This window comes from Opitutus terrae PB90-1 (genome assembly GCF_000019965.1).
Lineage (GTDB): Bacteria > Verrucomicrobiota > Verrucomicrobiia > Opitutales > Opitutaceae > Opitutus > Opitutus terrae.
The window spans coordinates 2,810,809-2,837,163 of record NC_010571.1; the positions used below are offsets into that span (position 1 = coordinate 2,810,809).

The following is a 26,355-nucleotide window of genomic DNA, read 5'->3' on the forward strand; positions in this document are numbered from 1 at the left end:
ACCGGAGGCTGGGCCGGCTTGGGGCACACCCAGCCAACTCTGGGCGCCCTGCTGCGGCAAGGACCGAGGGACGAATCCTGTGCGATTCCCGGGAAGAACTCGGGCTAGAGGAGAACCAGACTCAGCGTCAGCACGACGGCGACGCCCGTGACGCCGGCAATTGCCGAACCCACCGTGACGAGCCGGTAGCCTTGGCTGACGGTGAGACCCGACATCTGCGAGATCACCCAGAAATAGCTGTCGTTGACGTGTGAGACCATCATCGCCCCCGAGGCGACGGCGAGCGTGGTCAGCACGGGGCCAAACCCCGCGGCGAGGCCCATCGACGGCAGCAGGTGCCCTACGAGCGAGGCGGTGGTGATCATGGCGACGGTCGACGAGCCCAGGGCGGTTTTTAGGCCGGCGGCAATCAGGAACGGCAGGAGGATGCTCCAGCGGCCAAGGTCGAGCGCGGCAACGCTGTCACCGACGAACTGGGCCATCGCCGTTTCGCGCAGCACGCCGCCGAGCGCGCCGCCCGCGGCGGTGATCAAAATGATCGTGCCCGCATCCCGCAGTCCGTCGCCACACCACGCACCGAAAACCTCGCGGCCTGCGCGGCGTACGACGAACCACGCCAGAAAGACGCCGAGCACGATGGCGGTGTTCGGGTCGCCCAGGGTTGCCAACGCCGCGCGCCACGCGCCGTCGCCGAAGGGGCGGTCGGGAAGATCAGCCACGGATTTGAGTGCGATCAGCAACACGGGAAGCACGATCGGGGCAAACGCCGCGAGCGCGCCGGGCCGCGGCATCGCTGGCGGCGTGGGCGACGCTGCGCTGCCGTTGTGCCGCGCGGGATCCACGAACACGCGGCTTCCCACGAAGCGCGCGTAAGCGTAGGTCGTCAGCACGACCGGCACCGCCACCAGCAGCCCGAGCACGATCACTTTTCCGATGTCGGCACCGAGTTCGCCGGCGGTGGCAATGGGTCCCGGTGTCGGCGGCACGAGGCAGTGCGTCGAGTAGAGTCCCATGCTCAGCGCAACCGCGAACGCCGCGAGCGACTGTCCGGTCTGCCGTGCGAGCGAGCGGTTGAGCGAGGAGAGGATGACGTAGCCGGAATCGCAGAAAACCGGAATCGAGACGACCGCGCCGGTGCATGACATCGCGAGCACGGAGCGCTGTCGGCCGATGAGCTTGAGCACCGTCTCAGCCATCACCACAGCGCAGCCGCTTTTTTCGAGCACCGAGCCGACGATGCAACCGCACGCGATGACGATGCCGATGGTGGCGATCGTTTTTCCGAACCCGCCGGTCAGCGCGCTCATCGTCGCGGCCGGCGTCAATCCGGCCGCGAGCCCGAGCGCGTAGGCGGTGATGATCAGCGCGAGGAACGGGTGGAGTTTGAACCGTGTCGTGGCGACGACGATGAAGGCAACGCCCAGCGCGAGCGCCAGGAGCAGCGACGGTCCGGTGAGCAGCGAGGCCGGGAGTGAAAGCGGGGGCATGGGGCGCTCCGGCCCGAGGCACGGAACGGCGGGACGGTAATCGCACCGCGCGTGGCGACAAGCGCCGGTTGAGCACCGATGACCGAAAGAAGACGCATCTCACTTTTTCGACATGGGCGGGACGCCCATGCCACGTGGCACGGGCGTCTCGCCCGTGGGCTTTCAGGAAACCGAAATGCGCCCCGAAAGAAGTTGCAGTCGCTGGCAGGGCGCGGATTTCACCCCGGTCGTGCCCAAGGGCGCGGGCATTCGCCTTATCGCGAGATATCGAGATCCTTCGTTTCGCGCAGGAAGAACAGGCCGTAGATCAGACTCATCGCGGCGATCGCCATCGGATAATAGAGCCCGGCGTAGATGTTGCCGGTGTAAACGCAGATCGACGTGGCGATCAGGGGCAGGAATCCGCCGAACCAGCCATTGCCGATGTGATACGGCAGCGACATCGAGGTGTAGCGGATTCGCGTGGGGAACAACTCGACGAGATAGGCCGCGATCGGGCCATACACCATCGCGACGTAGGCAAGCAGGATCGACAACAGCAGGATCACCTTCGGTCGCTGCACCGCTTCCGGATCGGCGGCCACGATCTTGCCATCGGCAGAGGTGACGGTGATCTTCGAATACAGGCTCTCCGCAAAGGCCGCATCATAGGCCTTCGCGTCGAAGCCGGTGATGATCTTCCCGTCCACCTCGAGCGCCAGCGGCACGGACGGATCAGTCGCGGGCGCGAGATCGAAGGGAATGCCCTTCGCGTTGAGGTAGGCGCGCGCCTGGTCGATTGTCTTGGTCGGCGGCGCCGGCTTGACGATCTTTGTCGCGGCGTCGGCCACGGCTTCGAGCGTCAGCTTGGCCATGCCGTGATAGTCGGTGGTGTGAAGCGTGACCGGCGACTGCTCCATTGCGTGAGCCAGTGCGGGATTCACGGCCTTGGTCAATCCGCCAAAAATCGTCGGATACGTCAGCACCGCGAGCGCGAAGCCGGAGAGCATGATGTATTTCCGGCCGATCTTGTCGGAGAGCCAGCCGAAGAACACGAGCAGCGCGGCGCCAATCACGAGCGCGACCGACAGCAGCGCGTAGGCGTCGATGAAGTAGAGCTTGAGCGTCGCCATCAGGAAGAAGAGCGCGTAGAACTGGCCGGCATACCAGACGACGCCCTGGCCGGCGGTGGCGCCGAGCAGTGCACCGAGCACAAGCTTGGCGTTGGGCCAGCGCGCGAAGCTTTCGGTGAGCGGCGCCTTCGAGTGGTTGCCCTGTGCCTTCATCTCCAGGTACACCGGCGACTCCTGCAGTTTCAGTCGGATGTAGACCGACACGGCGAGCAGCACGAACGAGAAGAGGAACGGAATCCGCCAGCCCCAGCGATTGAAGGCCTCGGCGTCCATCACCAACCGCGTCGTGCCGATGACGCCGAGCGAAAGGAACAGCCCGAGCGTGGCCGTGGTTTGGATCCAGCTGGTGAAAATGCCGCGTTTGCCGTGCGGCGCGTGTTCGGCCACGTAGGTCGCGGCGCCGCCGTATTCGCCGCCGAGTGCGAGGCCTTGCGCCAGTCGCAGCAGCACGAGGATGATCGGCGCGGCCCAGCCGATCGTGGCGAACGACGGCAGGAATCCGATCACCGCCGTCGACAGGCCCATCACCATGATGGTGACGAGAAAGGTGTATTTGCGTCCGACCAGGTCGCCGATCCGGCCGAACACGAGCGCGCCGAACGGGCGGACGGAGAAGCCGACGCCGAACAGCGCGAGACTCGAAAGGTAAGCCGCCGTTTCATTGCCGGCGGGGAAGAAGAGCTTGCCGAAAAACGCCGCGAGCGTCCCGAAGATGTAGAAATCATACCATTCGAAGACGGTGCCGAGCGACGAGGCGAAGATGACCAGCTTGTGTTTGCGATCGATGCCTTCCTCGGGGATCGGCGAGACGGAGGTAACAGGGTCCATGTGTGGGGTGAAGCGACTCGGTCCGGCCGCCGGGTGGCTCGCGGCGCGATTTCGGGGGAAATCGCGGCGGGGGATCGCGAAGAGCGAACGGACCGCGCGCACATGTAGGGAGCGGAAGGGAAAAGGCAAGGGGACAGGCGATTAGGCGGAAGGGGCGCGCCGGTGCCCGGGGCGTGAGCAGCGCGATCCACCGGGCCGTGGACATTGCCTGGCGCCACCGATGCCGCGCATCGCTGCGCTCACGCGCAGGGCCACCTCGGAAAAACGAGTTCGGAATCTGGCTGCAACGTTCGCACGCGCTCGCGGCAGCCGGTGCTTGTATGACACGAATAGCGCGGCTATCGACTGCGGCCATGATGATGGGATCCTGCTGCACGAATTCGAGTTGGCGCACGACCGTGCTTAGCCTGGCCCTGAACGCGATTGCCGGGCTTTGGGCGCAGCCGGTCAACGCGAGCGTGATGTTTCGCGGCTCGCCGACGCATGAGGCGGCGCTACCGGGTCGCACGGTGGAACTCGCGGGCATGGCGTGGCGGTTCGAGACCGGCGGACCGGTGCGTTCCACGCCGGCGGTGAGCCGCGGCATCGCGGTCTTTGGCAGCAACGATGGATTTCTGTACGCGGTCGACGCGAAGACGGGCGGCCAGGTTTGGAAGATCAAACTTGGCGGGCCGGTCTCGTCGTCCCCCGCGATCGCGGAGGATCGCGTCATTGTCATGGGCGCCGATGGCGTGCTGCGGGCGTTGCGGCTGGAAAACGGCGACGCCCTCTGGGTACTAGCCACGGGATCGCTCAAGCCGGTTGGCGGAGATCCGCGAATCTACGACTGGTGGGTGTCGTCGCCGACGGTCGCGGGCGACCGGATATATGTCGGGTGCGGCGACGGAACGGTGCGCTGCGTTGCACTCGCGGATGGGCGGGAGCACTGGTCGTTCATGACCGGGCATCGGGTGCGCTCGACGCCCTCGGTGGCGGATGGAGCGGTGTTTGTCGGTAGTTTCGACGGACACGTTTATGCGCTCGACGCGCAAACCGGTGCCGAGCGGTGGAGGTTTCAAACGGGCGATCTCGTGCAGTCGTCGCCGGCGGTGAGCGGCGGCGTGGTGTGTTTCGGCGCGCGCTCGATGGCGGTGTTCGGACTCGATGCAAAAACCGGCGCGCTGAAATGGCGGCGGCCGCATTCGGGATCATGGGTGGTCGCCTCGCCGGCGATTGCCGCAGGCAAGGTTATCATCGGCGGTTCCGATTCACATCTGCTCGAAGCGCTGGACCTGCACACCGGCGAGCCCGCCTGGAGCGTGGACACGGGCGCCCGGATCATCGGCTCGCCGGTGGTGATCGGCCAGACGGTGCTCTACGGCGGCGAAGACTGCCGGATCTACACGATCGACGCCCGGAGCGGGCTTGGGCGCTCGATCGACTTCACCGAAGGCGCGCTTTACGGCTCGGTGGTGGTGGGCGATGGGCTCGCTTACGTGGGCAGTGAAGACGGACACTTTTACGCGTTCCAGCTGCGTGATGCGGCGCCCGTCGCCGAGCCCAACGCGCCCGAGTTGCTGCCGCCGGCCGTCGGTCGTTATCGGACCGAGTCGGGCGATGTTTATACGCTCTCGGCTCATGACGGCCTGCTGGCGATGAACTACGCGACTTATCCGCCGGCGCTGGTGACGGTGGAGAAAGACGGCTCATTCGCGTGCCCGATGCTCTGGGGCACGCGCGGCAAGTTTGTGCGCGCGGAGGGTCAGCCGGTGCGCGCGCTGGAGTTGGACCAGTTCGGTCAGAAGACGACGGCGCGACGGGTCGACTAGAAGCGTTTCCGCGCAGGGGTGCAGACAAGGCACGCCCGCGAAGAGAGGCAGCGGCCGAGGGCGGCCGTGCTCCCACGCAGGCGTGTTTCGGCGCTCAGCCGACGCGGAAGCGCGCGGTGAGGGCGCTGGTGTCGTGCGCGTGACGGGCGATCGCGACTTCGTATTCAGTCGGCTCAACGACCCAGCCACGCGTCTCGTCGTAGTAGGCGAGATCGGCGACGGGGACGGACAGATCGACCCGATGCGAGTTGCCAGGCGCAACCGAGACGCGCGCGAACGCCTTCAACTCGCGCGGCGCGCGCTCGACCTTCGACTGCAGCGCCGAGACGTAGAGCTGAACCACCTCGTCACCGGCGATCGAGCCGGTGTTGGTGACGGCCACGGACGCGCGCAGGGTGTCACCGGCCCTGAGTTCGCTTTGCTCCAGCCGGAGATCTGCATGTTGCCACGTCGTGTAGCTGAGCCCGAAGCCGAAGGGGAACGCCGGCGTCGCGCCGTCGCGCGCAAGCTTCCGGTAGCCGTGCCAGAGATCGTAGGTGATCTCGGTGGCGTTGCGGTCGAAGAACGGCAGATCTTCGGGCCGACGCGGGAACGTGCACGGCAACCGGCCGGCGGGATTCACGCGACCGCGGAGCACGTCGGCGAGCGCGTGTCCGCCTTCCATCCCCGCGTACCAGAGCACGAGAATGCCGGGCACGCGTTCGCGCCACGCCTCGGTAATGACGGCGCTGCCGACGCTCAGCACCACGATGGTGCGCGGGTTGGCGGCGGCGACGCGTTGGATCAATTGCTCGTCGCGTGGGTGCAGCGTCAGCCGTTCGCGATCGCCGCCGGGCGAGAAGCTGCCTTCTTCGCGACCGTGGCCGGGAAGAATCTTTTTCGCGATCGGCTCCTCTTCCGGAGTAGGCGGTGGAAAGCTCGGCGCGAAATACGGGATCATGTCCGGCGGGATGTATTCGCCTTCGTCTTCGTGCGTGTAGCCGACGACCACGACCGCGGCGTCGGCGGTGGCCGCCATCTGCGCCGCGGCCGCCGGATCAGCGCCATCGTTGAACACCACGGCATTCGAACCAAACGCGGCGCGAATGCCCTCAAGCGGCGTGACCACGTAGGCCGGCTGCGTGTTGCTCGAGCCGCCGTCGCCGGTGTTTGGAATCGCGGCGAGCCGGCCCACGACCGCGAGCCGCCGCACGCTGGTGAGCGGCAGCGCCGAGGCTTCGTTCTTGAGGAGTACGATGCTTTTCTCGGCGGCTTCGCGCGCGAGCTGTCGGTGCTCGGCGCAGCCCACGATGTCGCGCCGGTAGGTCTGAGGATCGCGGCCTTGGGCGAACCGCACCTGCTGGCGCAGAATCCGAAACGCCGCGTCCTCGATGCGCGAGAGCGGCACCTCGCCGCTTTCGACCAGACCCTTCAATTCGCGATGGTAGCGCATCGCGAACGGCATCTCGATGTCCTGTCCGGCGAGCGCGGCCTGCTTCGCGTCGCGCAGGCCGAAGATAAAGTCGGTGATGACGAAGCCTTGGAAGCCCCACTGCTCCTTCAGGATTTCGGTGAGCAGGGATCGATTCTGGCCGGCCCATTCGCCATTGACGCTGTTGTAGGCGCTCATCACCGACGCGACGCCGGCATCGACGACGCGCTTGAAGTGCGCCGCGTAAACCTCGTGCAGCGCGCGCGGGCCGATGGTGACGTCGGCCTTGAACCGTGCGTTTTCCATCGAGTTCAACGCATAGTGCTTCACGCAAGCCATCGTGTGCCGCTGCACGCCGCGAGCGAGTGCCGCGCCGAGTTCGCCGAGGTGCAGCGAATCCTCGCCGTAGGTTTCCTGGGCGCGGCCCCATGCGGGGTGGCGGAGCAGGTTGATGCACACGCCGCCGAAAAAATTGCCGCCGAGCGCGCGCAGCTCCTTGCCGATCACGTCGCCGATCCGCTCCTCAAGCAGGGTGTCCCAGGAGGCGCCGCGCGCCATTGAGACGGGGAACGTGGTGGCGCCTTTCATGATGATCCCGCGCGGACCATCGACGAAGCGGATACCTGGAATCCCGAGTCGCGGCACGGCGCCGGCGACCCATGGCCGGCTGCCGTATCCGCCCGGTGCCATCATCTCGGCGAGCCCGGGCCAGAACGGCGTGTCGCCGTCCATCAACGAGAGTTTTTCATCGAGGCTGAGCTGGGCGAGCAGCTCGCGCGCCCGGGCATCGATCTGGGTGGGCGTGAACGAGGTGGCGGTTTCGAGGGAACCGAAAGCGGGAGACGTGGGGGCGGTCGGATTGCTCATGATCCAGCAATGTCGCCGGCGAACGGAAAACGTCACTCCTAGTCTCATGTAAGAGCGGAGTTTCCGCGGTCGAACCTGGCGTCGGCAGCCTCCTGCGGCTCCCGCCCCGCGCCCGCGCTGATCCGCTGGGCGTCCGCACCATGCACCCTATTAAGTTACATGGTGCGTGGTGCAGCTCCGCCGGAGGGCACGACCGGGCGGGATACTGGGGTGGGCGCGTTGCGTTTGCAGGACGATGGGATTTGGGTCGCGGCATGAGCACGATCACGACTGCAAAAACGGACGCCGCCCTAAGCGGCGAGTTTGTGTTTCCTGATGGGCTGAAGGTGCGGCGGATGGGCTTCGGCGCGATGCGGATCACCGGGCCCGGCATTTGGGGCGAACCGAAGGACCCGACGGAGGCACGGCGGGTATTGAAGCGCTGCGTGGAACTCGGCGTGAACCTGATCGACACCGCCGATTCGTATGGGCCGGAGGTGAGCGAGCGGTTGATTGCCGAAACGCTGCATCCTTATCCGCAGGGGCTGGTGATCGCGACGAAAGGCGGACTGACGCGACAGGGGCCGGACCAGTGGGCCCCGGTGGGACGGCCGGAGTATCTCCGGCAATGCGTGGAGATGAGCCTGCGGCGGCTGCGGCTGGAGCGGATCGATCTTTATCAACTCCACCGGATCGACGCGAAGGTGCCCGCCGCGGAAACGCTCGGCGTGCTCAAGGAAATGCAGCGCGAAGGGAAGATCCGGCACGTCGGGCTCTCCGAAGTCTCGGTGCCGGAGATCGAGCAGGCGCGGCGCGTGCTGCCGATCGTCAGCGTGCAGAATCTCTACAATCTGGGCAACCGGCAGAGCGAGGCGGTGCTCGACTACTGCACGAAGCATCAGCTCGGTTTTATTCCCTGGTTCCCGGTGGCCGCGGGCGATCTGGCGCGGCCAGGCGGTCCGCTCGACGTGGCGGCGAAACGGCATGGCGCCACGGTCGCGCAGCTCGCGCTCGCCTGGTTGCTGCAACGGTCGCCGGTGATCCTGCCGATTCCGGGCACGTCGTCGGTCGCGCACCTCGAGGAGAACGTGGCCGCGAGCGGATTGAAGCTCGACCGCACTGAGTGGGAGGAAATCGAGCGCGCCGGCCGGGCGAGCGCGGTGTGAGCGGGGCAACGCGTGGTTTGGAGCCGCGGCTTCGGAGGTAGGGCGCGCATTCCGCTGCCCGCCGCGCGGTCGCTCGACTTTCGCCGCGCTCACGGAATAGGCTCCCAACTGTGGCTGGTCTACGATTGAAATCGGACGCACGGCGAAGCCATGCGGCCGTGAGGAAGCGTGTTGAGGGCAACACGCTCGACCTCCCGTGCGACCGGGCTGCGCTGCCCGGCCGGAACGCTCGTGCGCGGCGAATGACCAAGGCCGCAGCATGAGCGCGCATGAAACCCCCCGGCCGCGTCCGCGGCGTTTCTCGATGATCCGGTCGTTTGTGGCCGCGGACGTGCTGACGCTCGGAAACGGTTTTTGCGGCACGGGCGCGGTGCTCGCGGCGATGCAGTTTCTCGTGACGACCGAGCCGCGCTGGCTCTGGACCGCGATGGCGCTGCTGCCCGTCGCGCTGGTGCTGGATTATGCCGACGGCCGCGTGGCGCGCTGGCGTCACCGCTCGTCGCCCTTGGGAGCTGACCTCGATTCGCTGGCGGATGTGGTCTCGTTTGGCGTGGCGCCGGCCGCGATCGGATTTGCGATCGGGCTGCGCGGGGCGCTCGACGTGGCGATTCTGCTTTATTTCGTCGCCTGCGGAATCAGCCGGCTGGCGCGGTTCAATGCGACCGCCGATGCGCTCTCGGACGAGAGCGGCAAGGTGAAATATTTCGAAGGCACGCCGATTCCCACGAGCGTGGTGATCGTGGCCGTGCTCGCGGTCTTGCAGGCGCAGAGCCGCACGGGCGCGGAGCTGTGGCTCGGCGCGTGGTCGCTGGGCGGACTCGTGCTGCACCCGCTCGCGTTCCTCTACGCGGCGAGCGGCAGCGCGATGATCAGCACGGTGAAGGTACCGAAACTGTAGTCGGCGCCGGACGCGATCACGGGTTGACCGTGATAGTGCCGAACTCGCCGGTGTGCGTGACGCAGACCCAGTTGAAGGCCGCTGGGGGCGTCGCCGTGGCCGGAATGGTCCAGGTAAAAGAGCTGGGCCGGCCGGCTCCGGCGTTGGGCGGATAGATCGTGGTGGGAACGCTGGTCGCCGGCGCGGGACCCGGCGCCGGGAAGACGTTGATGCGGTGGACCGGGTCGTCGTTGTTGGTGAAGACCACGATGTCCCCGCGGTTCTTATTCACGCTGACGTTGGTTTGATTGACAACGGTTCCACTGGAGCCGGGAGAGAACGTAATCTCGCGTTTGCAGCCGGTCAGGCCGATCAGCCCAATCGCGAGCAGGAGGGCGATCCGTTTCATGGGGTGGTGGGGTATTTCTGAACAGCGTCAGGCACACACCTGGCAGGCCGCCGCGGCAATCCACAAGCCTGTCACGTGACACGGATCGTGCTCGCGAGGCTTCGCTCCTCGCCAGCGGTCACGGCCTCCGGTCGGGGCTTAGGGCGGTGATGATGGGGCCGATTTCAGCGCGCTCTCCTCGGCCGCGAGGTAGCGCTGGAGCGCGTCCGGCTTTTTCGCCCGGAGGTCGGCCACGAGCTGGCGGTAGTGGCGAAGCTTGGCATCGGTCCGCCCAACCATCAATCGCCGCGCTTGGTCGGTCTGCAGCCCCGGCGTCAGATGAACGGCTTCGAACTCGGCCCGCATCGCCTCGTAGAAGGGGATCATCTCCGCCTCGATCCAATCGGCCAACCGATCGGCCCGGTGCGCCGACTGCGCGTTGGCGAGTTGCTGCTCCTGCTCCTGCAGTTTCACGAGTTCGCGCTCGTTGAGGGCGGAACTCACCGTCTGCAACTGCAGCCGTTCCCGGAAGCGATAGGGGAACCGCGGGGCCAACAGTACCCCCGTCGTGCACGCGCCGGCCAGCACCGCCGTGCCCAACAGCAGACGCGCCGAGGTTTGCCGGGCCCGCGCCTCAGGCGCGATCGGCAGCGCCATCAGCCAGCCGAGCACTACGCCGCCGAGCAGCCCGCCGAGATGCGCGGCGTTATCGATCCGTGGGTACACAAAGCCGAACACGAGATTGTAGCCGGCGAACATCAGGGTGCTCTTGAACAAGGGCCGCAGCACGGGCGGCGGAATCGATTGCCGCTCGCGCACCATGAAGCCGAGCAGCAATCCGTAGACGCCAAACACCGCGCCGGAGGCGCCGGCGCTCCAGATCTGATCACCGTGCCAGTAGATCGAGGCGAAGCTCGCGACGATGCCGCTGCCGAGGTAGCCGAGCGCAAACAACGGCCGGCCGAACAGCCGCTCGACGAAATGTCCGGTTTGGAACAGCGCCCACATGTTCAGCGCGAGGTGCAGCAGCCCGTAGTGCACGAACATCGAGGTCACGATCCGCCACCACTCGCCATCGGTCGTCGCCGCGCCGTTGTTGGCCACCCAGCGGACGTAGGGCGTCATGTCGGCGGTCTCGACCCAGCCGGCGCCGAGCAGGCCCATGACGATGAACGCGGCGACATTGGCGGCGACGATCAGGTTGGTGATGCAGGTCCAGGGCGAGCGCGCGGCCGGCAGCCGGTAGAGCTGGTGGGCGAAATCCTGGCTGGAGACGAATTCCTCGTCGCGGTCCGGCGGCAGCAACCGGGCGATCGCGACCGCCTCGGCGGGGTTGCCGGTGTAGAACACGAACGGCTGGCGCTTTTTTCCGGCGACGCCGATCGGCGTGTCGAACCCTGCGCGCCGGCCGACGACGCTGACGTTGCGAATCTCCTCCGGATGAAACTCCACCGCGGTGGGCCGGCCGAGAAAGGCCCGCGCATCGCCGGTGAACCGGTAGAACGGCCCCGCGGGATCGATGATCAGCTTGCCTCGGCCGCGCAGATCGGGATTGGCCGCGTCGGCGACGGACTGATATTCGACATCAAAGCTCAGCCCGGTCGGAGCGGTGGAGGAAGCGGGTTCCATGGAAGAAAGAGAACCCTGCTGATCCGTGGTCGCGTGGCAAGAAGGGGCGATCGTGTGGCACGGGCGTCTCGCCCGTGGAGGCGTTCGATGGCTCGCATCATGGCGGGACGCCCATGCCACCTCCAAGCCTTCCGCCGGTGTGCGCCAGCACCGCCGGCTCAGCGATCCGCGGTCGCGAGCTTGGCCCCGAGCGCGACAAACGCGCCGGCAAACGTACGCCGCATCCACGTCAGCACCTGCGGCCGCGAAATGACGTGATCGCGCACGGCGGCGGCGCACAGACCGTAACCGACAAACACCACGAAGGTGATCAGCATGAACGTGGCGCTGAGCTCGAGCATCCGCGGCAGCGGATGAGCTTCGGTGGCACTCACGAACTGGGGCAGGAACGCGAGGAAGAAGATCGAGAGCTTCGGATTCAGCAGATTGATCAAAATCGCAGTGAGCGTAACCCGCGCGGCGGAGCGCGACCCGAGGTTCTGCTCGACCTGCAGCGCACCCCGTTCACGCCACGTGCACCACGCCATGTAGAGCAGGTAGGCGACACCGGCGTATTTGAACGTCTGAAACGCGAGCGCGCTGGTGTGCAGCAGCGCCGCGAGCCCGAGGATGGCCGCGGCCATGTGCGGCACGATGCCGAGTGTGCAGCCGAACGCGGCCACGACGCTCGCGCGGGCTCCGCGCGATAAGCCGGCGCCGAGCGTATAGAGCACGCCGGTGCCCGGCGATGCGGCAACGATGAAGGCCGTCACGATGAACTCGATGCTCACGAAGTTACGGTCCAACCCGCGGAGGCGCGAGCTGGCAAGGCAAATGGACATGGCATGGGCGGGGCGTTCTGGCTTGTCCGTTGCAGACGCGACGCCCTCGTCGCGTCATGACGGCGACGAGGGCGTCGCCGCTCCATCCCGAAGGAGTCGTCGGCTACAACCTCCAGCCGTCGCGGTAGGTGTAGTGCAGATATTGGTTCGCGCGTGGATCGTTGGTGAACGTCATGCTCGCGCTGTCCCAGACCAGCTTCCGTCCGCCGTTGCGCACGCACGCGGCGCCGAGCAGAACGGCTTCGGTGAGCGGACCGGCGAAACGGAAATCGGAACGCGTGGGCGAACCGTTTTTGCAGGCGGCAATCCACTCGGCGGCGTGCCGCGCGTGCGCGGTTTCGTCGGACGGGGGCCGACGATAAGGCTGGTCGCCGTTGCGGCCAAGGATCCGCGGATGCTCGCCGCCCCAACCCTCGACGAGGATCTTACCTTCATCGCCGACGAACAGGATGCCATCCTCCGGATCGAGCTCACCGCCGGCTTCGAGTTCATCCGGCCGCGCCGGCAGCAGTCCGCCGTCATACCAGTGCAGCGTGACCGGCGGCAGATCACCGCGCGCGGGAAAGCGATAGTGCACCAGCGACGCGAGTGGCACGCTGTCGTCCACCAGCGCGGTGGAACTCGCCGACACGGTTTCGGGCGCGCCGAGTTTCAGCGCGGAGAACACGGGCGCGAGATTGTGAATGCCCATGTCGCCGAGTCCGCCGGAGCCGAAGTCCCACCAACCGCGCCAGCGAAACGGCGCGTAGGCGGGATGATACGGCCGGTGCGGCGCCGGGCCGAGCCAGAGATCCCAGTTGAGCGTTTCCGGCACGGGCGGCGTGTCGGTCGGGCGCTCGACGCCCTGCGGCCACCAGAGGGGCATCTTGCCGCGCTGGGTCGGCCGGTCGGACCAGACGTGCACCTCACGCACGGCGCCGATCGCGCCGGACTGGATCCATTCGTCGAGCTGCCGGTTTCCCGCGAACGCCATCCCCTGATTCCCCATTTGCGTCGCGACTTTCGCTTTCGCGGCGGCCTGAGCGATCGCGCGAGCTTCGTGGACGGTGCGCGTGAGCGGCTTTTCGCAGTAGACGTGTTTGCCGTGCTGCAGCGCCGCCATGGTGACGACCGCGTGCAAGTGATCGGGCGTCGCCACCACGACCGCGTCGAGGTCTTTCTCGCGGTCGAACATCTCGCGAAAATCCGTGTAGCGCCGCGCCTGCGGATACTCGGCGAACGCGTGAGCGGCGTAGTCGGCGTCCACATCGCACAAGGCGACGATGTTTTCCATCGCGACGGCGCGGAGGTCGGCGCTGCCCTGGCCGCCGATGCCGATGGCGGCGATGTTCAACTTGTCGCCGGCGCTGTGCGCGCGGAGTCGGCGCGGGAGGGCGGCAACGGCGGCGAGCGCGGCCGTGTTGCGTACAAAGGCGCGGCGGGTGATCGGGGTGTTCACGCAGCAACTGAACTCACAGTTGCGATGAACTCAAAATTCGACGTGAGCGTTTGGGGCATGACGCCGTTCGGTTTTGCGTCGAAGCGATGAATGGGTTGGTTCGATCGCGATGAAGCCCCACCGTTTGTCCCTGTTGTGCGCGTTGCTGGTGGTTCTTTCGGTGCCGCCGGGCATGGCGAGCTTGTCGGCGGCGACGAAGCCCGCACCGGCGGCGCCGGATTGGGCGCAGCCTGGTACGGCGACGCGGCAGCAAGTCGCGCCGCCTGCAGATTTCCATCGCGCGACCACGACGTTCGCGACGCCGCTAGGCGTTTTCGAAGGCCAGTCGGACGTCGGCAGTGCGCTCGTTCCCGGCGACGCCAGTTACGACACGGCGACCCGGAGCTACACGATCCACTCTGCTGGCTACAACGTCTGGTATACGCGCGACGAGTTTCGGTATCTGTGGAAAAAGATGTCCGGAGACGTGTCGCTGGCGGCGGACATCGCTTATCCCGACGGAACGGCTACGGCGATCGCAAGGCGGTGCTCGTGATTCGGCAGGAGCTCGACGACGATGCGAAGGAGGCGATCGTCGCGCTCCACGGCGAGGGCATGATCCACCTGGCGCAGCGGCCGGACAAGGGCGCGCGCGTCAAAGACATGGAGTATCGGATAGGCGGTCGCGGTCGGCCGGGCGGCGCGTCGCCGGACAGCCTCGTGACCGTCATCGCGAAGCGGATCGGAATCGAGAAGCGCGGTGACGCGTTTTCACTATGGGTGAGCCTCGAAGGCGAACCCATGCACCAGTTTGGGCCGCCGATTACGCTGCGGCTGACGGAGCCGTTCTATGTGGGCATCGGGTTCTGCTCCCACCTGCCCACGACCGTCGACACGGCGGTGTTGTCGAATGTCGTGCTCGAGAACGCTGCGGGGCGCGTGCAGTGAACCGATCCTGGCGCGCGCGATGATCGACGCGCGCGTCGCGGATTCATGGGTCCGGTGTTGGACGCTCGCGGCGTGGCCCGACGGCGAACTGGGCGGCGTGGCCACGGTGGCGTGCAACAACTTGGCATTGTCATCGACCTTCGCAGCGGTACCTTCAAGGGCACTCCCCATACCCCATGAATATTCGCGGAGCGGAAGGTCTGTCGCCGGAAAACATCCGGGACGAAATGAAACGGGGTGCGCGCGTGGTGGTGTTCACCTACTGCGTGTCCCTGCTGGTTATTACGTTCAAGCGCGGCAGCGGTCTGCGCTTCATCAAACCCGGACAAAGCGCCGCAATGGCGGGGCTGCCCTACACGCTGCTCTCCTTGGTGGCGGGCTGGTGGGGTTTCCCGTGGGGGCCCATCTACACGATCGAGACGATCTATCGGAACGTCGGCGGCGGGATCGACGTCACCGACGACGTGCTCCGCCAACTGCTGCCGAGCGCTCCGCGGGTGGTGGCTGAGGTGAAGGCAAGTGAATCGGCGACGGTTCCGATGGCGCCCGCGGCCGGCGCAGCGAAACCGCGGGGGCTTAACTACCGCGCGATCGGCTTGATGGCCGGGGCCGCCGCCGTGATCGCGGTGGTCGGGACGACCGGCTACTGCCTCTATCAGCAGCAGAACCTGACGGTGGTGGTGTGTTCAGGCATCGACCAACCGTATGCCGTTCAGCTGAACGGCGAGGTGCACCAGCTGGGGGCGCACGGGGTGGAGACGCTGCAGTTGGCCGAGGGGGTGTTCACGCTCGAGGATGCGGCGGGGAGCCACGTCGTCGGGACGCCGCAGACATTCGAGTTCCGGCTGCCATTGCTTGATCACCTCGGAACGAAACGCGTGCTCGTGATCAACCCGGACCGCGCGGCGGTGTTGGTGCGCGAGGAGATTCCGTATTACAGCGACGGCACCACGCCCCCGGCGAACGAAGCCGGCCAATTCTCGATTCTTGCGAATCAGGGCACCCATTTCATCGAGCGCCCCGACTACGTGATCGAACCTGCGGAGGAGCGGATCAACATGCCCAGTGGCACGAGCCGTGTGGTGAAATCCCGACTTGATTACCTTCACGGTCAGGAGCCCCCTGCGCGGGTGGCGGCGTTGCTCGTCAACAAGCTGGGATACGACGGTGCACGCGTGCACCTGATGACGCTCGGCCGCTATCGCGCCGACGAGGATCTGCTCTACGCCGCCGTGAGCACGTTGAAACCCGAAGACATGCCAGCGTTTTTCCGGCAGCGTCTCGCTGACCGGCCCGTGCTTTTGGAGTGGCATCGCTACTATCAGCAGATGATGGAGGCGACGCAGCCGGACTGGGATCTCGCCGGCGAGTATCGTCGTTACGCCGAGGCTGAGCCGGAGAACGGCGCGTTGCAGTATCTGTTCGGTCGCACGGTGGTGGACTTCGCCACCGCCCAGCAGTGCTGGCAGCGCGCGCTCAACGCCCCGCAGCCTTGTGCCTATGCGCACATGGCGCTCGGCTACGACGCCCTCTCGCTGGCACAGTTTGAGGAAGCGTGGCAGCACATCGTCGCTGGGGGAGAAGCGAAACTGCAGAGCCGGTCGCAGACGCGTTATCGCCGGGACGCGATGTGGGCGCTCAACCGCTACGAAGAGCTGGCCAAGGAGCTGGCAGACGCGCGCAAGGCGGAGCCGCTCGACCTCGAATTGGTGGGTGAGCAGATCACGGTCGTCCTGGCGGCGCAGCGGCCGGCGGTGGAGGTCGAGCAGTTGAAGACGGCGTTGTTGAAGCAGATGAAAGCTGCCGACGCGACGCCGGAGACGTTGGCGGACTGTTCCGCTTATCTGGACGCGGTGGTGGCTTATCACGCTGAGGACCTGCCGACCTACGCGAGCCTCGTGTCGCGATTCAAAGCTCCATTCTATCAGTTTCGTGCGGCGGTGGCGCGCAGCGATCTGGAGGCGGCAGCCAAAGCGGCGGCTGCACAGGAGCGCCCCGGCGTGACCGAACACCTCCTGCTGTATCTGCTCGCGCGGCAGAGCGGTCAGGACGAGACGGCCGATCAGCATTTCGCAAATGCGGTTGCGGCCATGAAGAACGGGTCGCCCGAATTCCGCAGCCTTGCCGGCATGCTCGCGAACGAAGCGCAAGACCCCACGGCGATCTGTCACCTGCGTTTCTCGACGGAAGACAAATGTGTCCTGCTCGCGACGATGGGGCTGCGTGATCCGGTGCACCGCACGACCTATCACGAACTCGCGCGAAAGCTGAACTTCCGTCCGGGGTTCCCGCAGCACCTGCTGCGGCAGGTGCTGAAACCTGCTGAGACGCGTGCAGCCGGCGCTGCGTTGTGACGGGGTCGCAGGGCAGCCGGTCAGGTCGCGCGGCCCGTGGACCGGCTGCAACCGGAAAGAGACGTCGAGCTACGCGGTCGCGGACGAACAGCGGCGATGACGCGTGAGCACGAAGCCGCCGAGAACGAGCGCGGCAATCCAGCCGTAGGTGGCCGGCTCGGGCACAGGGGTGAGGATGTAGGGGTGATACAATCCGTCCGGCGTGTAGGCGATTCCGGTGATCTGGCCGCGATCGTTGACATCGTTTGCTGTCAGCAGCGTGTAGCCGAGGGCCGGATCGATCAGCGTGTTCAGGTCGACGACCGCGCCGCCGACGTAGCCGAACGCGCGCTGCTCGCTGGTGCCCATGTTCATCGGATCGACGGCGATGCCACTGTTGTAGGTGCCCACGGCCACACCGCTGTCGCCGAGCGCGTTCAGTTCCGTGAGATTCACCATCGTCCCGAGCATCGTCGAAACGCCTCCCTTGAGCAGGTAAAGCGTGTCGCCGGAGAGACTGAGGATGTCGCCATGATCATTGAAGCCGCGCAACGAGCCGGTAAAGGTGCCCGCGAGCGGCGTGTGCACGCCGGCCTGTGAGGTGTAGAGCACGCCGCCGGCCTGACTGAGGAAGATGCCGTCGTCGCTGAGGCTCAGGAGCGTTGCGCCCGGCGGAAGATAAGAGGAAACCGGACTGAACGTGCCGTCGGGAATCGAGTAGACCTGATTGCCGCTGACCATCACTAAACCGTTGTTCGTCACGCGCGTGGCATCGCTATATTCCTCCGGCGGGAAGGGGCTGATGTCGTGCACGTCCGTTGCGGCGTTCGAGTAGTAGCCGTGGCTGATGTCCGAGCTGTTGTTGATCCGCGAATTTCCGACGATCACTGCGCTGTCATTAATGTCGGTGGCGAAGTTGTCGTGGCCCGGCAGTCCGGTGCCATCGGATAAGGTGGGCACGCGCGTGTGCGTGCCGCCGGAGACGAGGAAGCCAGCGTAGTCGGGATAAATGCTGAGCAGTGTGTAGGCGACCTGACCGTGGTTGTTGATCACCGGCTGATACGGAACGACGTAGTCGACCCAGCCGGGATCGCCGAGATCAGTCAGCTCATACGAGCCGGCCTGCGCATACAGCGGCAGCAAAACACCAGCCGCGAGCGCGGCCAGCGGGCGAAACGAAGCAACGGAGTTCCAGGCATTCATGGACAGGATGGTGGATTCGAACCGCTGGCGGAGTTCGACTGACGGCAGTAGCGCGCCGGGCGTTCGACTCAAGTGCCGATTGCTTGCTGTAGCGATCGCGCGGTCACGAAACGATTGCACGAACGTTCCGGCATCGGGGAGCGCTTTGAAAAGAAGTGACCCGGTCGCGAGTTCCGAACGATCTGCGCAGATCGTCAGGGGATTGCTGACTGCGGGATCAGCGTGCGAGTAGGGGCGGGCGCGCCGCGGCATTGCGTATGCACGCTGTTGGTGTCCGCTGGCAACTCGCACGCCAATACACACGTTGGCGGCATGATTCCCTTTTCGGTTCTCGATCTCTCGCCTATCGTTCAGGGCGGCACGGTGGCGGACGCACTACAGCGCTCGCGCGAACTGGCGCAGGCCGCCGAGAGGCTTGGCTATCGGCGGTTCTGGCTGGCGGAGCATCACGGCATGCCCGGCATCGCCAGCGCGGCGACCGCCGTGGTGATCGGGCACGTGGCCGCTGGCACGTCGACGATTCGCGTCGGCTCCGGCGGGATCATGCTGCCGAACCACGCGCCGCTGGTGATCGCCGAACAGTTCGGCACGCTGGAATCACTGTTTCCCGGTCGGATCGATCTTGGGCTCGGCCGTGCGCCGGGCACGGATCCTGTCACGGCGCATGCGCTGCGTCGCGGTCGGTCAAACAGCGCGGACACGTTCCCGCAGGACGTAGTGGAACTGCAGGCTTACTTCCGCGGCGGGGCCGGTCAGCCGGTGAGGGCGGTGCCGGGAGCCGGACTGTCGATTCCGATCTGGCTGCTTGGTTCGAGCCTGTTCAGCGCGCGACTCGCGGCGGCGCTGGGGCTGCCGTTCGCGTTCGCCGCGCATTTCGCGCCCGATCTGCTCGACGAGGCACTGGGCATTTACCGTGAGGAGTTCAAGCGTTCGGAAACGCTCGCGCGACCCTACGCGATGGCGGCGATCCAGATCTACGCGGCGGAAACTGACGCAGCGGCGGCGCGGTTGTTCACGTCGCTGCAGCAGAGTTTCCTGCAACTGCGGCGCGGCGCGCCCGGTCCGCTGCCTCCGCCCGTCGACGGCATGGACGGACTCTGGACGCCGCTGGAACGCGTCGGCGTGATGAGCGCGTTTCACGAGGCGGTGATCGGATCGCCGGCGACAGTGGAGCAGGGCATCCGGGCATTTCTCGACCGAACGCGCGTCGACGAGTTGATGATCACCGGCGCGATTTACGACGCCGCTGCGCGGGTGCGCTCGCTCGAGCTCACCGCGGAGGTGCGCGAGCGGCTTGCCGCTTCCGGAACGGATCGACGAATCGGGTAAGCATTCGCGAGGTCAACGCTTCAACACCGAGATCTGACCATTGCGCTCGAGCAGCGCCTGGCGGACTTCGCGCGGATCGGCGACGCCACTGATCCGGAGATCCTCGGCCAGATCGTCGCGACTGAGCGAGTGGGCGCGGAGGGTTTTTTCGTGCACGCGGCCGTTTTCGATCAGCGTCGCCGGCTCGCCCTTCGCGAGCCGGCCGAAAGCGCCCCAACGCGCGCCCAGGAAGGTGAACCCGCGGTGGACGAACACGAGGACGAAGCCCGTCGCGAGCGTCGGGAAAAATGCGGCGCTACCGTTGATCGCGCGCGCGAGCGTCGAGGCCAGCACGAACGTGAGCAGGACGTCGATCGCGTTGCGGCGGGCGAAAAACCGCTTGTGCGAGAGCCGGAGCATGATCAGCGCGGCGACAAAAACGACCAGCGCGCGCAGCGCCATCTGCGGGAATAGCAGCTGATGAGGCTCCGCGTTCAGCCCGAGCCAGGTGTCCACCAAAATTTTGAACGACTCCATGACGCGGTCACCGACCGCGTCTAGCTGGGGGAGTTCGGGCGGGGAGCAAGCGGCGGCCGGCGCTTTGGGCAGCGGCCGGAAACCGGGAAAACTTCACTTCTTCAGGCGGGCGGCAGGCTCGATCTCCAGCGGCTTCCTGTGCAGGAGGAACGGAATCCAGCGCGTGCGATAGTTGTCGACGTAGAAGAAGTCGGAATGCTTCCATGCCGGGTGGACGTGCTGCAGCAGCCGGGAATCTGCGGTGGTAAACTTCGCGGCGCCCGACGCGCCCGTACCCGAGACGAACCAAACGACCAGCTTGACCCAGAGATCCCGATGCCCGCAGTCGTTCAAGATTTGGCGGACCCGATCCTGGGCCAGATAGACCGGCCAGGGAAAATCGCGTCGTATGATCGAACCGCACAAAACGATGCGGTCGAAGGAGAGCCCATAGGTTTCGAGCGCTTCTGCGACCAGGTAGGTGCCGAAGCTGTGGGCGACAATCGAGCACCGCTTGATCCCGTGTTCGTGGCAGAAATTGGAATAGGCGTCGCGGAAGCGTGCGACCGCACGGCGGCGGGCCGAAGGCAGGAAGAAGCTGATCAGGTTGAAGTACCCGTAGTCGAATGGGTAGTGGTTGATGCCGGCGTCGTTCAAGAACGGGTTGATGTGCCTTTGCCAGGAGCCGTAGGTGCGAATGCCGTGAAGTGTGGTTACCCAGAGCACCCTGGCCGCCTTCCGGGCGGAAAGCCGCGCGCCGATGTTCCCCGGGGTGGCCACGCTCAGGATCTTTTTCGCGCGTTTGAATTGGACCGTGTTGGGAATGTCGGCGGGCGATTCGTATTCGAGGGTTCCGTCCGCCTGTTTGATCGCCCGGTCCTTGTGGTGGGGGTCATGCGGGTCACGTACGTAGTAGCTGGCCTGGAAGCGAGCGCTATTCTGTCTCTTGAGCGCCTCGAAGGCCGCGAAGACCAGTTCCGTCGTGATCCCATCTTCGGCCGCCAGTTGGTGGGCCAGGATCTCCTGCTTTCCAAGTCGGGAAAATTGCAGGTCGAGCCGGTGCATCACATAGCGGAGGCTCGGCGTGTGTTGGGCCACGGCCCTGAGGTCGGGGTCGAGAATAGTCTCCTCATTCTCTGCGCACCGTCGCACGTCGGCGAGTAGGGCGCGGCCGTCCTCGGCTTCACAGGCACTGACCAACTCGAGATGATTGGTCTTGGAGAATATCCAGACTTCGACGCGACGATCCGATGCGTTTGGTGAGACCCAATCGTAGTGGAGCTTGAGCCCGGCATACTCGCCGAGCCGGAGCTGCTCGGTGTCCGGGCTCGGTGCGGCGTGCCCATCAAGCCAGCCTCCGTTGGCCAGCTTTACGACCCAGCGCCGGATGGTGGACGCCCGGCTGTCCAGCAGGTTCCGGATGACGGGTTCCAGTGGCACCGGCATAAACGGATCAAAGCCGAGCATCCGGACCACGATCTGCCGGTAGATCTGGACCTCCTGCGCGAGGGAGCGTCCGGCGTTCTCATGCAGCGTCTGGATCCGCAGCTCCGATTCACCGGTGCGGAGATCAAGGTGGAAAAAGTTGAGCGACCGCTCTCTCCGCGGTATTGCGATTTGAGCTTTCTGTCCGTTGGCGGGATTGATCTTGGTCGAGATCGTCTGCAGCCAGGTCCGGGTCTCGACCCACTTGAGCAGGAGGTCGTCCGGGGTGTGGCGCAGTTCGCATAGCTGGGGTTGCTCTGCGTCCCAGACGTAGATGCTGTTATTGAAACAATCCTGCTCGTCCCCGGCTTCGGTCCGGCTTTGGCAAAAAGCTGCGGTGCGCTCCCGGAGGGCGGTGGCATCGCGCAGCGATGCCAGCATGGGTTCGTCGCCGCCTAACGCCGTGCGATGAAGGAAAACGTTCTGTCGGCCCCACCGCTGCAGTTTCTCCAAACCAGCCATGAAATCCGACAGGCGAAGCGGATGTCGTGCGATGCGGCCGGAGAGGGCGTCGGTGACGTAATCCCGCAGGTCATCGAGGAGAAGACCGGCCGGGAGTTCCAGCTCACCGAGACATTTGTCGACGTGCGGCCGCGTATAACTGAAAAGCGTGTCGACTGCTTCCGTGATTCGTTCCGAATCCGGCGTGACGACAGGATTTCCCTGTCCCGGCAATGTCGGGGCGCTCGCCTGTGCGGACGTATCAGGGGAGACTGACACGGTGTACCGAGCTTGTCCGCTGGGCCAATACTGTCAACGCACGAGCGGCCTGTTATTCGGCTGCGTGCAGCTTGCCGATTGGCGCGACGATAAAGATGACGATGGCGCGGAGCGCCATTTACGGGAGCAGCAGCTGTGGCGGCTCCACCCCCAAGCCGAGCCAGGTTTTTACCAGATTTCTGGACGATTCCACCACGCGATCACCGACCGCCAGAATCGTGGCCGTTCGACGCTACCGGGAAACGTCGTAGTGGCACCTGCATCTGGCCCGTGGTCGCGGGCGCGACCATCCATTTTGCCGCCGGCCGGTGAGGCGTGAGAGCGCGCGGTCGGAGCGGGGGTGGCGGACCGAGCACGGGCCAGATGCCCATGCCACGTTCAGTTCGCTCGCGCCTTCACGGGCCGCCCGTCGCGGATGGTGTCGGGCGGATGCACGACGACACGGGCGCCTTCGGTCACACCGGAGATCACCTCGGCGGCGATGCCGCTGTTGTGACCGATCTCCACCTTGCGCAGTTGAGCGTCGCCGCCTTCGACCACAAACGTCATCCAGTCGCCGCCGCGGCGGAACAGCGCGCCGGTCGGCAGTTGAAGAATGTTCTCGCCGCGCCACGTGACGATGCGTGCTTCCACGCGATAGCGATCGCCGAGTTCGCGGCCCGGCGGCAGCGGATCGAGAAAATCGACGCGGACCTTCACGCGCTGCTCCTCGACGCCGAGCGCGGAATATTTGGTGAACCCGGCGCGCTCCACGAGCGCCACGCGGCCCCGCAGCGGCTGCTCACCGCCCCATTCCTCGATGATCACGTCGGCACCGGGCGCCACGGCCACGGCGTCGGTCGAGAGCAGTTCGATCTCGGCCTCCAGGTCGCGTGGGTCGCCAACTTCCATGATCGGTTGGCCGGGCGCGACGACGCGGGCGCTTTCTTCGAACACGTTCAGGACGAAGCCGTCGAGCGGCGCGACGATCCGCAGTGTGGCCGCGGTTTCGCCCGACGGTCGCTGGGCCTCGAGCAAGGCGGCCTGCGCCTGCGCAATTTCGAAATCGGCGACCCGCAGCGCGAACTCCGCCGCGTGCAGTTCGCGGGCCGCCATCAACGCACGGTTGCTGATGACGTCCCAATCCTGCTCGGAGATCGCGCCGGACTGGTGCAGCGGTTCCGCACGCACGACATCCTTCTGCGCGAGCTCGTGCGCCGCGTGTGCTCGCTCCGCGTCCGCTTGTCGGGCCTGCCGCGCCGCCTCCGCGGCGTGGACGATCGCTTCGGCCTGGGCCCGCGCGCGCGGATCGAGAAAGGACGAGGCCGCCGGTTCAAGCGTGGCGAGCACGGTCTCGCCGGCGACGATCGGCGCGCCAGCGCGGAGCTCCACGCGGTTGAGTTGCCCCGCCACCGGCGCCGAAATCGTGTAGCGGTGACGGATCCGGGTCTTGCCCTCCTCGAATACGGACACCACCAGCGGTCCCTGCGCGACGGTGGCGATCTCGACTTCGACCGCTTTGGGCCAGAACCCGGCGACGAGCGCGAGGAGGATCACCGTGCCGATGGCATACGGCACGAGACGCCGCCAACGCGGGCTGTTGCGACCGGGACGAGAGGAAGATTTCGCAGTCATGGGAAAAAGAAGGAATGCAACGAGCCGGTCAGTCGCGGGCTTTCAAAACGCCAAGTAGATCGAGGTGCTTGAGCCGGCGGCTGACGACAGCAAACGAGAAGCCCGAGGACACGAGCACGATCAATACCGCCGTCGCGTAGGTCCGCGTGGTGAGCACCAGCGGCAGCCGCACGGTTTCCGTGCTGCTCGCCTCGACGATCAGCCGCGCGAGCTCGCTGCCGAGCCACAGCCCGAACGGCAGCGCGAGCAGCGTGAGCAAGCCGAGCTCGCCCACGAGTACGGTGGCGATCTCACGATTGGTGAAACCGATCACGCGCAGCGTCGCGAGATCGCGGGTGCGCTCCGACAGCGCGATCCGCGCGCCGTTGTAGACGACGCCGAAGGCGACGATCACCGCGAAGGTGAAGTAGATCGTCTGGATCGTGCCCATCATGTCCGCGACGGTGTCGTTGAAGCTTTTGCGTGACGCCGCGGTGATGATCAACGCGCCGATCCGCGGCGCCTCCTTCACGGCCGCGAGGAAATCGTCCCAGCGCACGCGGTCGATCGTCAGATGCGCGCCGCTGACGGTGTTGCCTTCGCGCAGCAGCCGACGCAGCGCGCCAATCTCCATGTAGGCGGCCACGCCGGCGAAATCCGTGATCGTGCCTGCGACAAAGGTGTCGAGCACCGGCCGGCGGCCCTCCTGCACCTCGATGCGGATGGGATCGCCGGGCTTGATCGCGAGCAGCTCGGCGAGTTTTTCCGAGAGGAGAAGTCCGGAGATCGGCAGCGAGGCGGGCTGCGCGTTGACGTCGAGCACGCGGTTCAACCGCGTCTCGCGCGGCAACCCGGTGATCGCCACGCGGTGGTCGCGGGGACCGAAGCGCAACCGCGCGGGCACGGCGCGAAACGGCTCCGTGTTGATCACACCGGGCAGCGAGGCGATCGCACTGAGCGCCTTGGCGGAGCCGGGCTCGATCAGGCTGACGGTGACATCCTGCCGCTGCGCGAGGCTCCACTGAAAATCCATCAGGTAGGTGATGCCGTCGCGAATCGCACCAGGAATGATCGGGATCGCGGTGGCGAACACCAGGCCCAGCGCGGTGAAGAACGCCTGCCACGGTTTGCGTTCGAGATTGCGCAGCGCCATCCGGAAGGCCGGCGAGACGAGTCGCTGCAGCCCGAGGCGTTCGAGCGCCGACGGTTTGAAATCCGCCGGGGGTTCGGGCCGCATCGCCTCCGCGGGCGGCAGCCGGACGGCCTGGCGCACGGCACCCGCGACGCCGAGCAGCGAGGTGCCGGCGCTCGCCAGCAGCGCGAGGATGACCGACGGCCATTCGGGCCGGAACACGAGTCCGGGGAACCGATAGAACTTGTGGTAGAGTTCGACGACGGCCGACCCGAGCCAGAATCCGCCAATCGAGCCGAGCAGCGTCGCGGCGACCACGATGACGAGCGCGAACTTCAGGTAATGCACCCCGACATCGAGCGACGAGTAGCCGAAGGCCTTAAGCTGCGCGATTTGCTCGCGCTGCAGTCGAATCACGCGCGTGAGCGCCGCGCTGGTCATGAACGCGGCGATGCTGAGAAACACCGTCGGGTAGGCCGCCGCGGCGACGCGCAATCCGGCGAGTTCGTCCTCGAGTTGCCGGTTGGAGAAGTGGTCCTTGCGGTCGTACGCCACGCGACCGCCGTAAGGCTCGAGCAGCCGGTCCACCTCAGCGAGGACCGTGCGAGTGTTCGCGCCCGGCGCGACGTCCAGCACGACGTTGTTGAAGGCGCCGTCCAGATCGAACGCCATCGCGAGTTCGCGTTCGTTCATCCAGAACACGCCGAACCGCTGCGGATCCGGCACGGTTTCGCCGGCGCGCGCTTCGAACACGAACTCCGGCGAGAGCCCGATCCCGACGATCCGCAGTCGCTGCCGCGCGCCGTAGATCGTGGCGTCGATCGTGTCGCCGGGTGAGAACCCATGCGCATCGGCGAACGCCTCGCTGACCACGACCTCGTTGCGACTGCCGAGCTCCGGCAGCCGGCCGCTGCGCAGGTAGAGCAGGTTGAGCTGCTGCGGGCGGTCGTCGGGAATCGAAAGGATCTGTCCGTCCGCGGGCTCCTTCATGCCAGGCAGATCGAGCACCACCGCGCCGGTGACGCGGGTCTCGACTGCGCCGACGCCGTCGATTTCCGCGAGCCGGGCGCGCAGCGAGTTCGGGGCGCGCTTCAAATCCGCAAACACGTCCGCGAAGCGATGGTCGCCGTAGTAGACGTCGCGCTCGACCTCGAGCGACCGGATCAGGCTCCGCGCCATGATCATCATCATGAGTCCGCAGACCATGACCAGCGCGACCGCCGTCATTTGCCCCTTCATCGAGGCGAGGTCGCGGATCAATTTGCGGTCGAGCGGAGGCATTGAGGGAAATCTCAAACGCCCAAAGGCCAAAGCCCAAAGCGCCTGG

General features: G+C 66.1%; 19 protein-coding genes. 7 read left to right on the forward strand and 12 right to left on the reverse strand.

The window, feature by feature from the left end; translation table 11 throughout:
• Positions 1–104 precede the first annotated feature (104 nt).
• Together OTER_RS11080 and OTER_RS11085 are read right to left on the reverse strand one after the other, a co-directional pair.
• A complete protein-coding gene (locus tag OTER_RS11080) occupies positions 105–1,487 on the reverse strand; it encodes a GntP family permease (RefSeq protein WP_012375007.1) in 1,383 nt (460 codons plus the stop codon).
• Between the two features lie 254 nt (positions 1,488–1,741).
• Positions 1,742–3,427, reverse strand: coding sequence for an MFS transporter (locus OTER_RS11085; protein WP_012375008.1), 1,686 nt, complete (start codon positions 3,425–3,427; stop codon positions 1,742–1,744).
• 353 nt (positions 3,428–3,780) lie between these two features.
• Here OTER_RS11085 and OTER_RS11090 point away from each other — a divergent pair, with 353 nt between their 5' ends.
• Positions 3,781–5,235, forward strand: coding sequence for an outer membrane protein assembly factor BamB family protein (locus tag OTER_RS11090; protein ID WP_012375009.1), 1,455 nt, complete (start codon positions 3,781–3,783; stop codon positions 5,233–5,235).
• Between the two features lie 94 nt (positions 5,236–5,329).
• On the opposite strand, the gene OTER_RS11095 is transcribed toward OTER_RS11090, so the two are convergent.
• On the reverse strand, positions 5,330–7,513 hold the full coding sequence (locus OTER_RS11095; protein ID WP_012375010.1) for a beta-glucosidase: 2,184 nt from the start codon (positions 7,511–7,513) through the stop codon (positions 5,330–5,332).
• 254 nt (positions 7,514–7,767) lie between these two features.
• Here OTER_RS11095 and OTER_RS11100 point away from each other — a divergent pair, with 254 nt between their 5' ends.
• The gene (locus OTER_RS11100) at positions 7,768–8,658 is read left to right on the forward strand and encodes an aldo/keto reductase (protein WP_012375011.1); all 891 of its coding nucleotides are present in this window, start codon (positions 7,768–7,770) and stop codon (positions 8,656–8,658) included.
• 259 nt (positions 8,659–8,917) lie between these two features.
• Positions 8,918–9,556 carry a CDP-alcohol phosphatidyltransferase family protein gene (locus OTER_RS11105; protein WP_044891713.1) on the forward strand — a complete coding sequence of 213 codons (639 nt, stop codon included), beginning with the start codon at positions 8,918–8,920 and terminating at the stop codon, positions 9,554–9,556.
• Between the two features lie 16 nt (positions 9,557–9,572).
• Here the strand turns inward: OTER_RS11105 and OTER_RS11110 are convergent, their stop codons facing one another.
• From OTER_RS11110 to OTER_RS11125, 4 genes are all read right to left on the reverse strand, one after another.
• On the reverse strand, positions 9,573–9,944 hold the full coding sequence (locus OTER_RS11110) for a hypothetical protein (protein WP_012375013.1): 372 nt from the start codon (positions 9,942–9,944) through the stop codon (positions 9,573–9,575).
• Between the two features lie 138 nt (positions 9,945–10,082).
• The gene (locus OTER_RS24110; protein ID WP_012375014.1) at positions 10,083–11,552 is read right to left on the reverse strand and encodes a rhomboid family intramembrane serine protease; all 1,470 of its coding nucleotides are present in this window, start codon (positions 11,550–11,552) and stop codon (positions 10,083–10,085) included.
• 158 nt (positions 11,553–11,710) lie between these two features.
• On the reverse strand, positions 11,711–12,322 hold the full coding sequence (locus tag OTER_RS11120; RefSeq protein WP_044892414.1) for a LysE family transporter: 612 nt from the start codon (positions 12,320–12,322) through the stop codon (positions 11,711–11,713).
• 154 nt (positions 12,323–12,476) lie between these two features.
• On the reverse strand, positions 12,477–13,811 hold the full coding sequence (locus OTER_RS11125) for a Gfo/Idh/MocA family protein (RefSeq protein ID WP_012375016.1): 1,335 nt from the start codon (positions 13,809–13,811) through the stop codon (positions 12,477–12,479).
• Between the two features lie 109 nt (positions 13,812–13,920).
• On the opposite strand from OTER_RS11125, the gene OTER_RS26495 reads away from it, so the two are divergent.
• The 3 genes from OTER_RS26495 to OTER_RS26415 all read left to right on the forward strand — a co-directional run bounded on the left by OTER_RS26495 (position 13,921) and on the right by OTER_RS26415 (position 17,092).
• Positions 13,921–14,346 carry a hypothetical protein gene (locus OTER_RS26495; protein ID WP_012375017.1) on the forward strand — a complete coding sequence of 142 codons (426 nt, stop codon included), beginning with the start codon at positions 13,921–13,923 and terminating at the stop codon, positions 14,344–14,346.
• Positions 14,337–14,738 carry a biopolymer transporter Tol gene (locus OTER_RS25160; protein WP_202796033.1) on the forward strand — a complete coding sequence of 134 codons (402 nt, stop codon included), beginning with the start codon at positions 14,337–14,339 and terminating at the stop codon, positions 14,736–14,738. Before OTER_RS26495 ends, OTER_RS25160 begins: the two co-directional genes overlap by 10 nt.
• Before the next feature lie 176 nt (positions 14,739–14,914).
• Positions 14,915–17,092, forward strand: coding sequence for a tetratricopeptide repeat protein (locus tag OTER_RS26415; RefSeq protein ID WP_012375019.1), 2,178 nt, complete (start codon positions 14,915–14,917; stop codon positions 17,090–17,092).
• 69 nt (positions 17,093–17,161) lie between these two features.
• Here OTER_RS26415 and OTER_RS11140 read toward each other — a convergent pair whose 3' ends face one another.
• Positions 17,162–18,274, reverse strand: a complete 1,113-nt coding sequence (locus OTER_RS11140; RefSeq protein WP_148218088.1) for a hypothetical protein — start codon at positions 18,272–18,274, stop codon at positions 17,162–17,164.
• Between the two features lie 312 nt (positions 18,275–18,586).
• Between OTER_RS11140 and OTER_RS11145 the strand changes: the two genes are divergently transcribed.
• Positions 18,587–19,603, forward strand: a complete 1,017-nt coding sequence (locus OTER_RS11145; RefSeq protein WP_012375021.1) for an LLM class flavin-dependent oxidoreductase — start codon at positions 18,587–18,589, stop codon at positions 19,601–19,603.
• 12 nt (positions 19,604–19,615) lie between these two features.
• On the opposite strand, the gene OTER_RS11150 is transcribed toward OTER_RS11145, so the two are convergent.
• The 4 genes from OTER_RS11150 to OTER_RS11165 all read right to left on the reverse strand — a co-directional run bounded on the left by OTER_RS11150 (position 19,616) and on the right by OTER_RS11165 (position 26,309).
• A complete protein-coding gene (locus OTER_RS11150; RefSeq protein ID WP_012375022.1) occupies positions 19,616–20,119 on the reverse strand; it encodes a DUF421 domain-containing protein in 504 nt (167 codons plus the stop codon).
• Positions 20,120–20,212: 93 nt separating this feature from the next.
• On the reverse strand, positions 20,213–22,303 hold the full coding sequence (locus OTER_RS11155; RefSeq protein WP_012375023.1) for a hypothetical protein: 2,091 nt from the start codon (positions 22,301–22,303) through the stop codon (positions 20,213–20,215).
• A gap of 378 nt (positions 22,304–22,681) precedes the next feature.
• The gene (locus OTER_RS11160; protein WP_012375024.1) at positions 22,682–23,917 is read right to left on the reverse strand and encodes an efflux RND transporter periplasmic adaptor subunit; all 1,236 of its coding nucleotides are present in this window, start codon (positions 23,915–23,917) and stop codon (positions 22,682–22,684) included.
• A gap of 28 nt (positions 23,918–23,945) precedes the next feature.
• Positions 23,946–26,309: an ABC transporter permease gene (locus tag OTER_RS11165; RefSeq protein WP_012375025.1), complete on the reverse strand. Its 2,364-nt coding sequence runs from the start codon at positions 26,307–26,309 to the stop codon at positions 23,946–23,948.
• Positions 26,310–26,355: the final 46 nt, after the last annotated feature.

Bases quoted from the DNA above. Each gene is read 5' to 3' on its own strand.
- OTER_RS11080 (WP_012375007.1), bottom strand. From the start codon at position 1,487: ATGCCCCCGCTTTCACTCCCGGCCTCGCTGCTCACCGGACCGTCGCTG.
- OTER_RS11085 (WP_012375008.1), bottom strand. From the start codon at position 3,427: ATGGACCCTGTTACCTCCGTCTCGCCGATCCCCGAGGAAGGCATCGAT.
- OTER_RS11090 (WP_012375009.1), top strand. From the start codon at position 3,781: ATGATGATGGGATCCTGCTGCACGAATTCGAGTTGGCGCACGACCGTG.
- OTER_RS11095 (WP_012375010.1), bottom strand. From the start codon at position 7,513: ATGAGCAATCCGACCGCCCCCACGTCTCCCGCTTTCGGTTCCCTCGAA.
- OTER_RS11100 (WP_012375011.1), top strand. From the start codon at position 7,768: ATGAGCACGATCACGACTGCAAAAACGGACGCCGCCCTAAGCGGCGAG.
- OTER_RS11105 (WP_044891713.1), top strand. From the start codon at position 8,918: ATGAGCGCGCATGAAACCCCCCGGCCGCGTCCGCGGCGTTTCTCGATG.
- OTER_RS11110 (WP_012375013.1), bottom strand. From the start codon at position 9,944: ATGAAACGGATCGCCCTCCTGCTCGCGATTGGGCTGATCGGCCTGACC.
- OTER_RS24110 (WP_012375014.1), bottom strand. From the start codon at position 11,552: ATGGAACCCGCTTCCTCCACCGCTCCGACCGGGCTGAGCTTTGATGTC.
- OTER_RS26495 (WP_012375017.1), top strand. From the start codon at position 13,921: ATGAAGCCCCACCGTTTGTCCCTGTTGTGCGCGTTGCTGGTGGTTCTT.
- OTER_RS26415 (WP_012375019.1), top strand. From the start codon at position 14,915: ATGAATATTCGCGGAGCGGAAGGTCTGTCGCCGGAAAACATCCGGGAC.
- OTER_RS11140 (WP_148218088.1), bottom strand. From the start codon at position 18,274: ATGAATGCCTGGAACTCCGTTGCTTCGTTTCGCCCGCTGGCCGCGCTC.
- OTER_RS11145 (WP_012375021.1), top strand. From the start codon at position 18,587: ATGATTCCCTTTTCGGTTCTCGATCTCTCGCCTATCGTTCAGGGCGGC.
- OTER_RS11150 (WP_012375022.1), bottom strand. From the start codon at position 20,119: ATGGAGTCGTTCAAAATTTTGGTGGACACCTGGCTCGGGCTGAACGCG.
- OTER_RS11160 (WP_012375024.1), bottom strand. From the start codon at position 23,917: ATGACTGCGAAATCTTCCTCTCGTCCCGGTCGCAACAGCCCGCGTTGG.
- OTER_RS11165 (WP_012375025.1), bottom strand. From the start codon at position 26,309: ATGCCTCCGCTCGACCGCAAATTGATCCGCGACCTCGCCTCGATGAAG.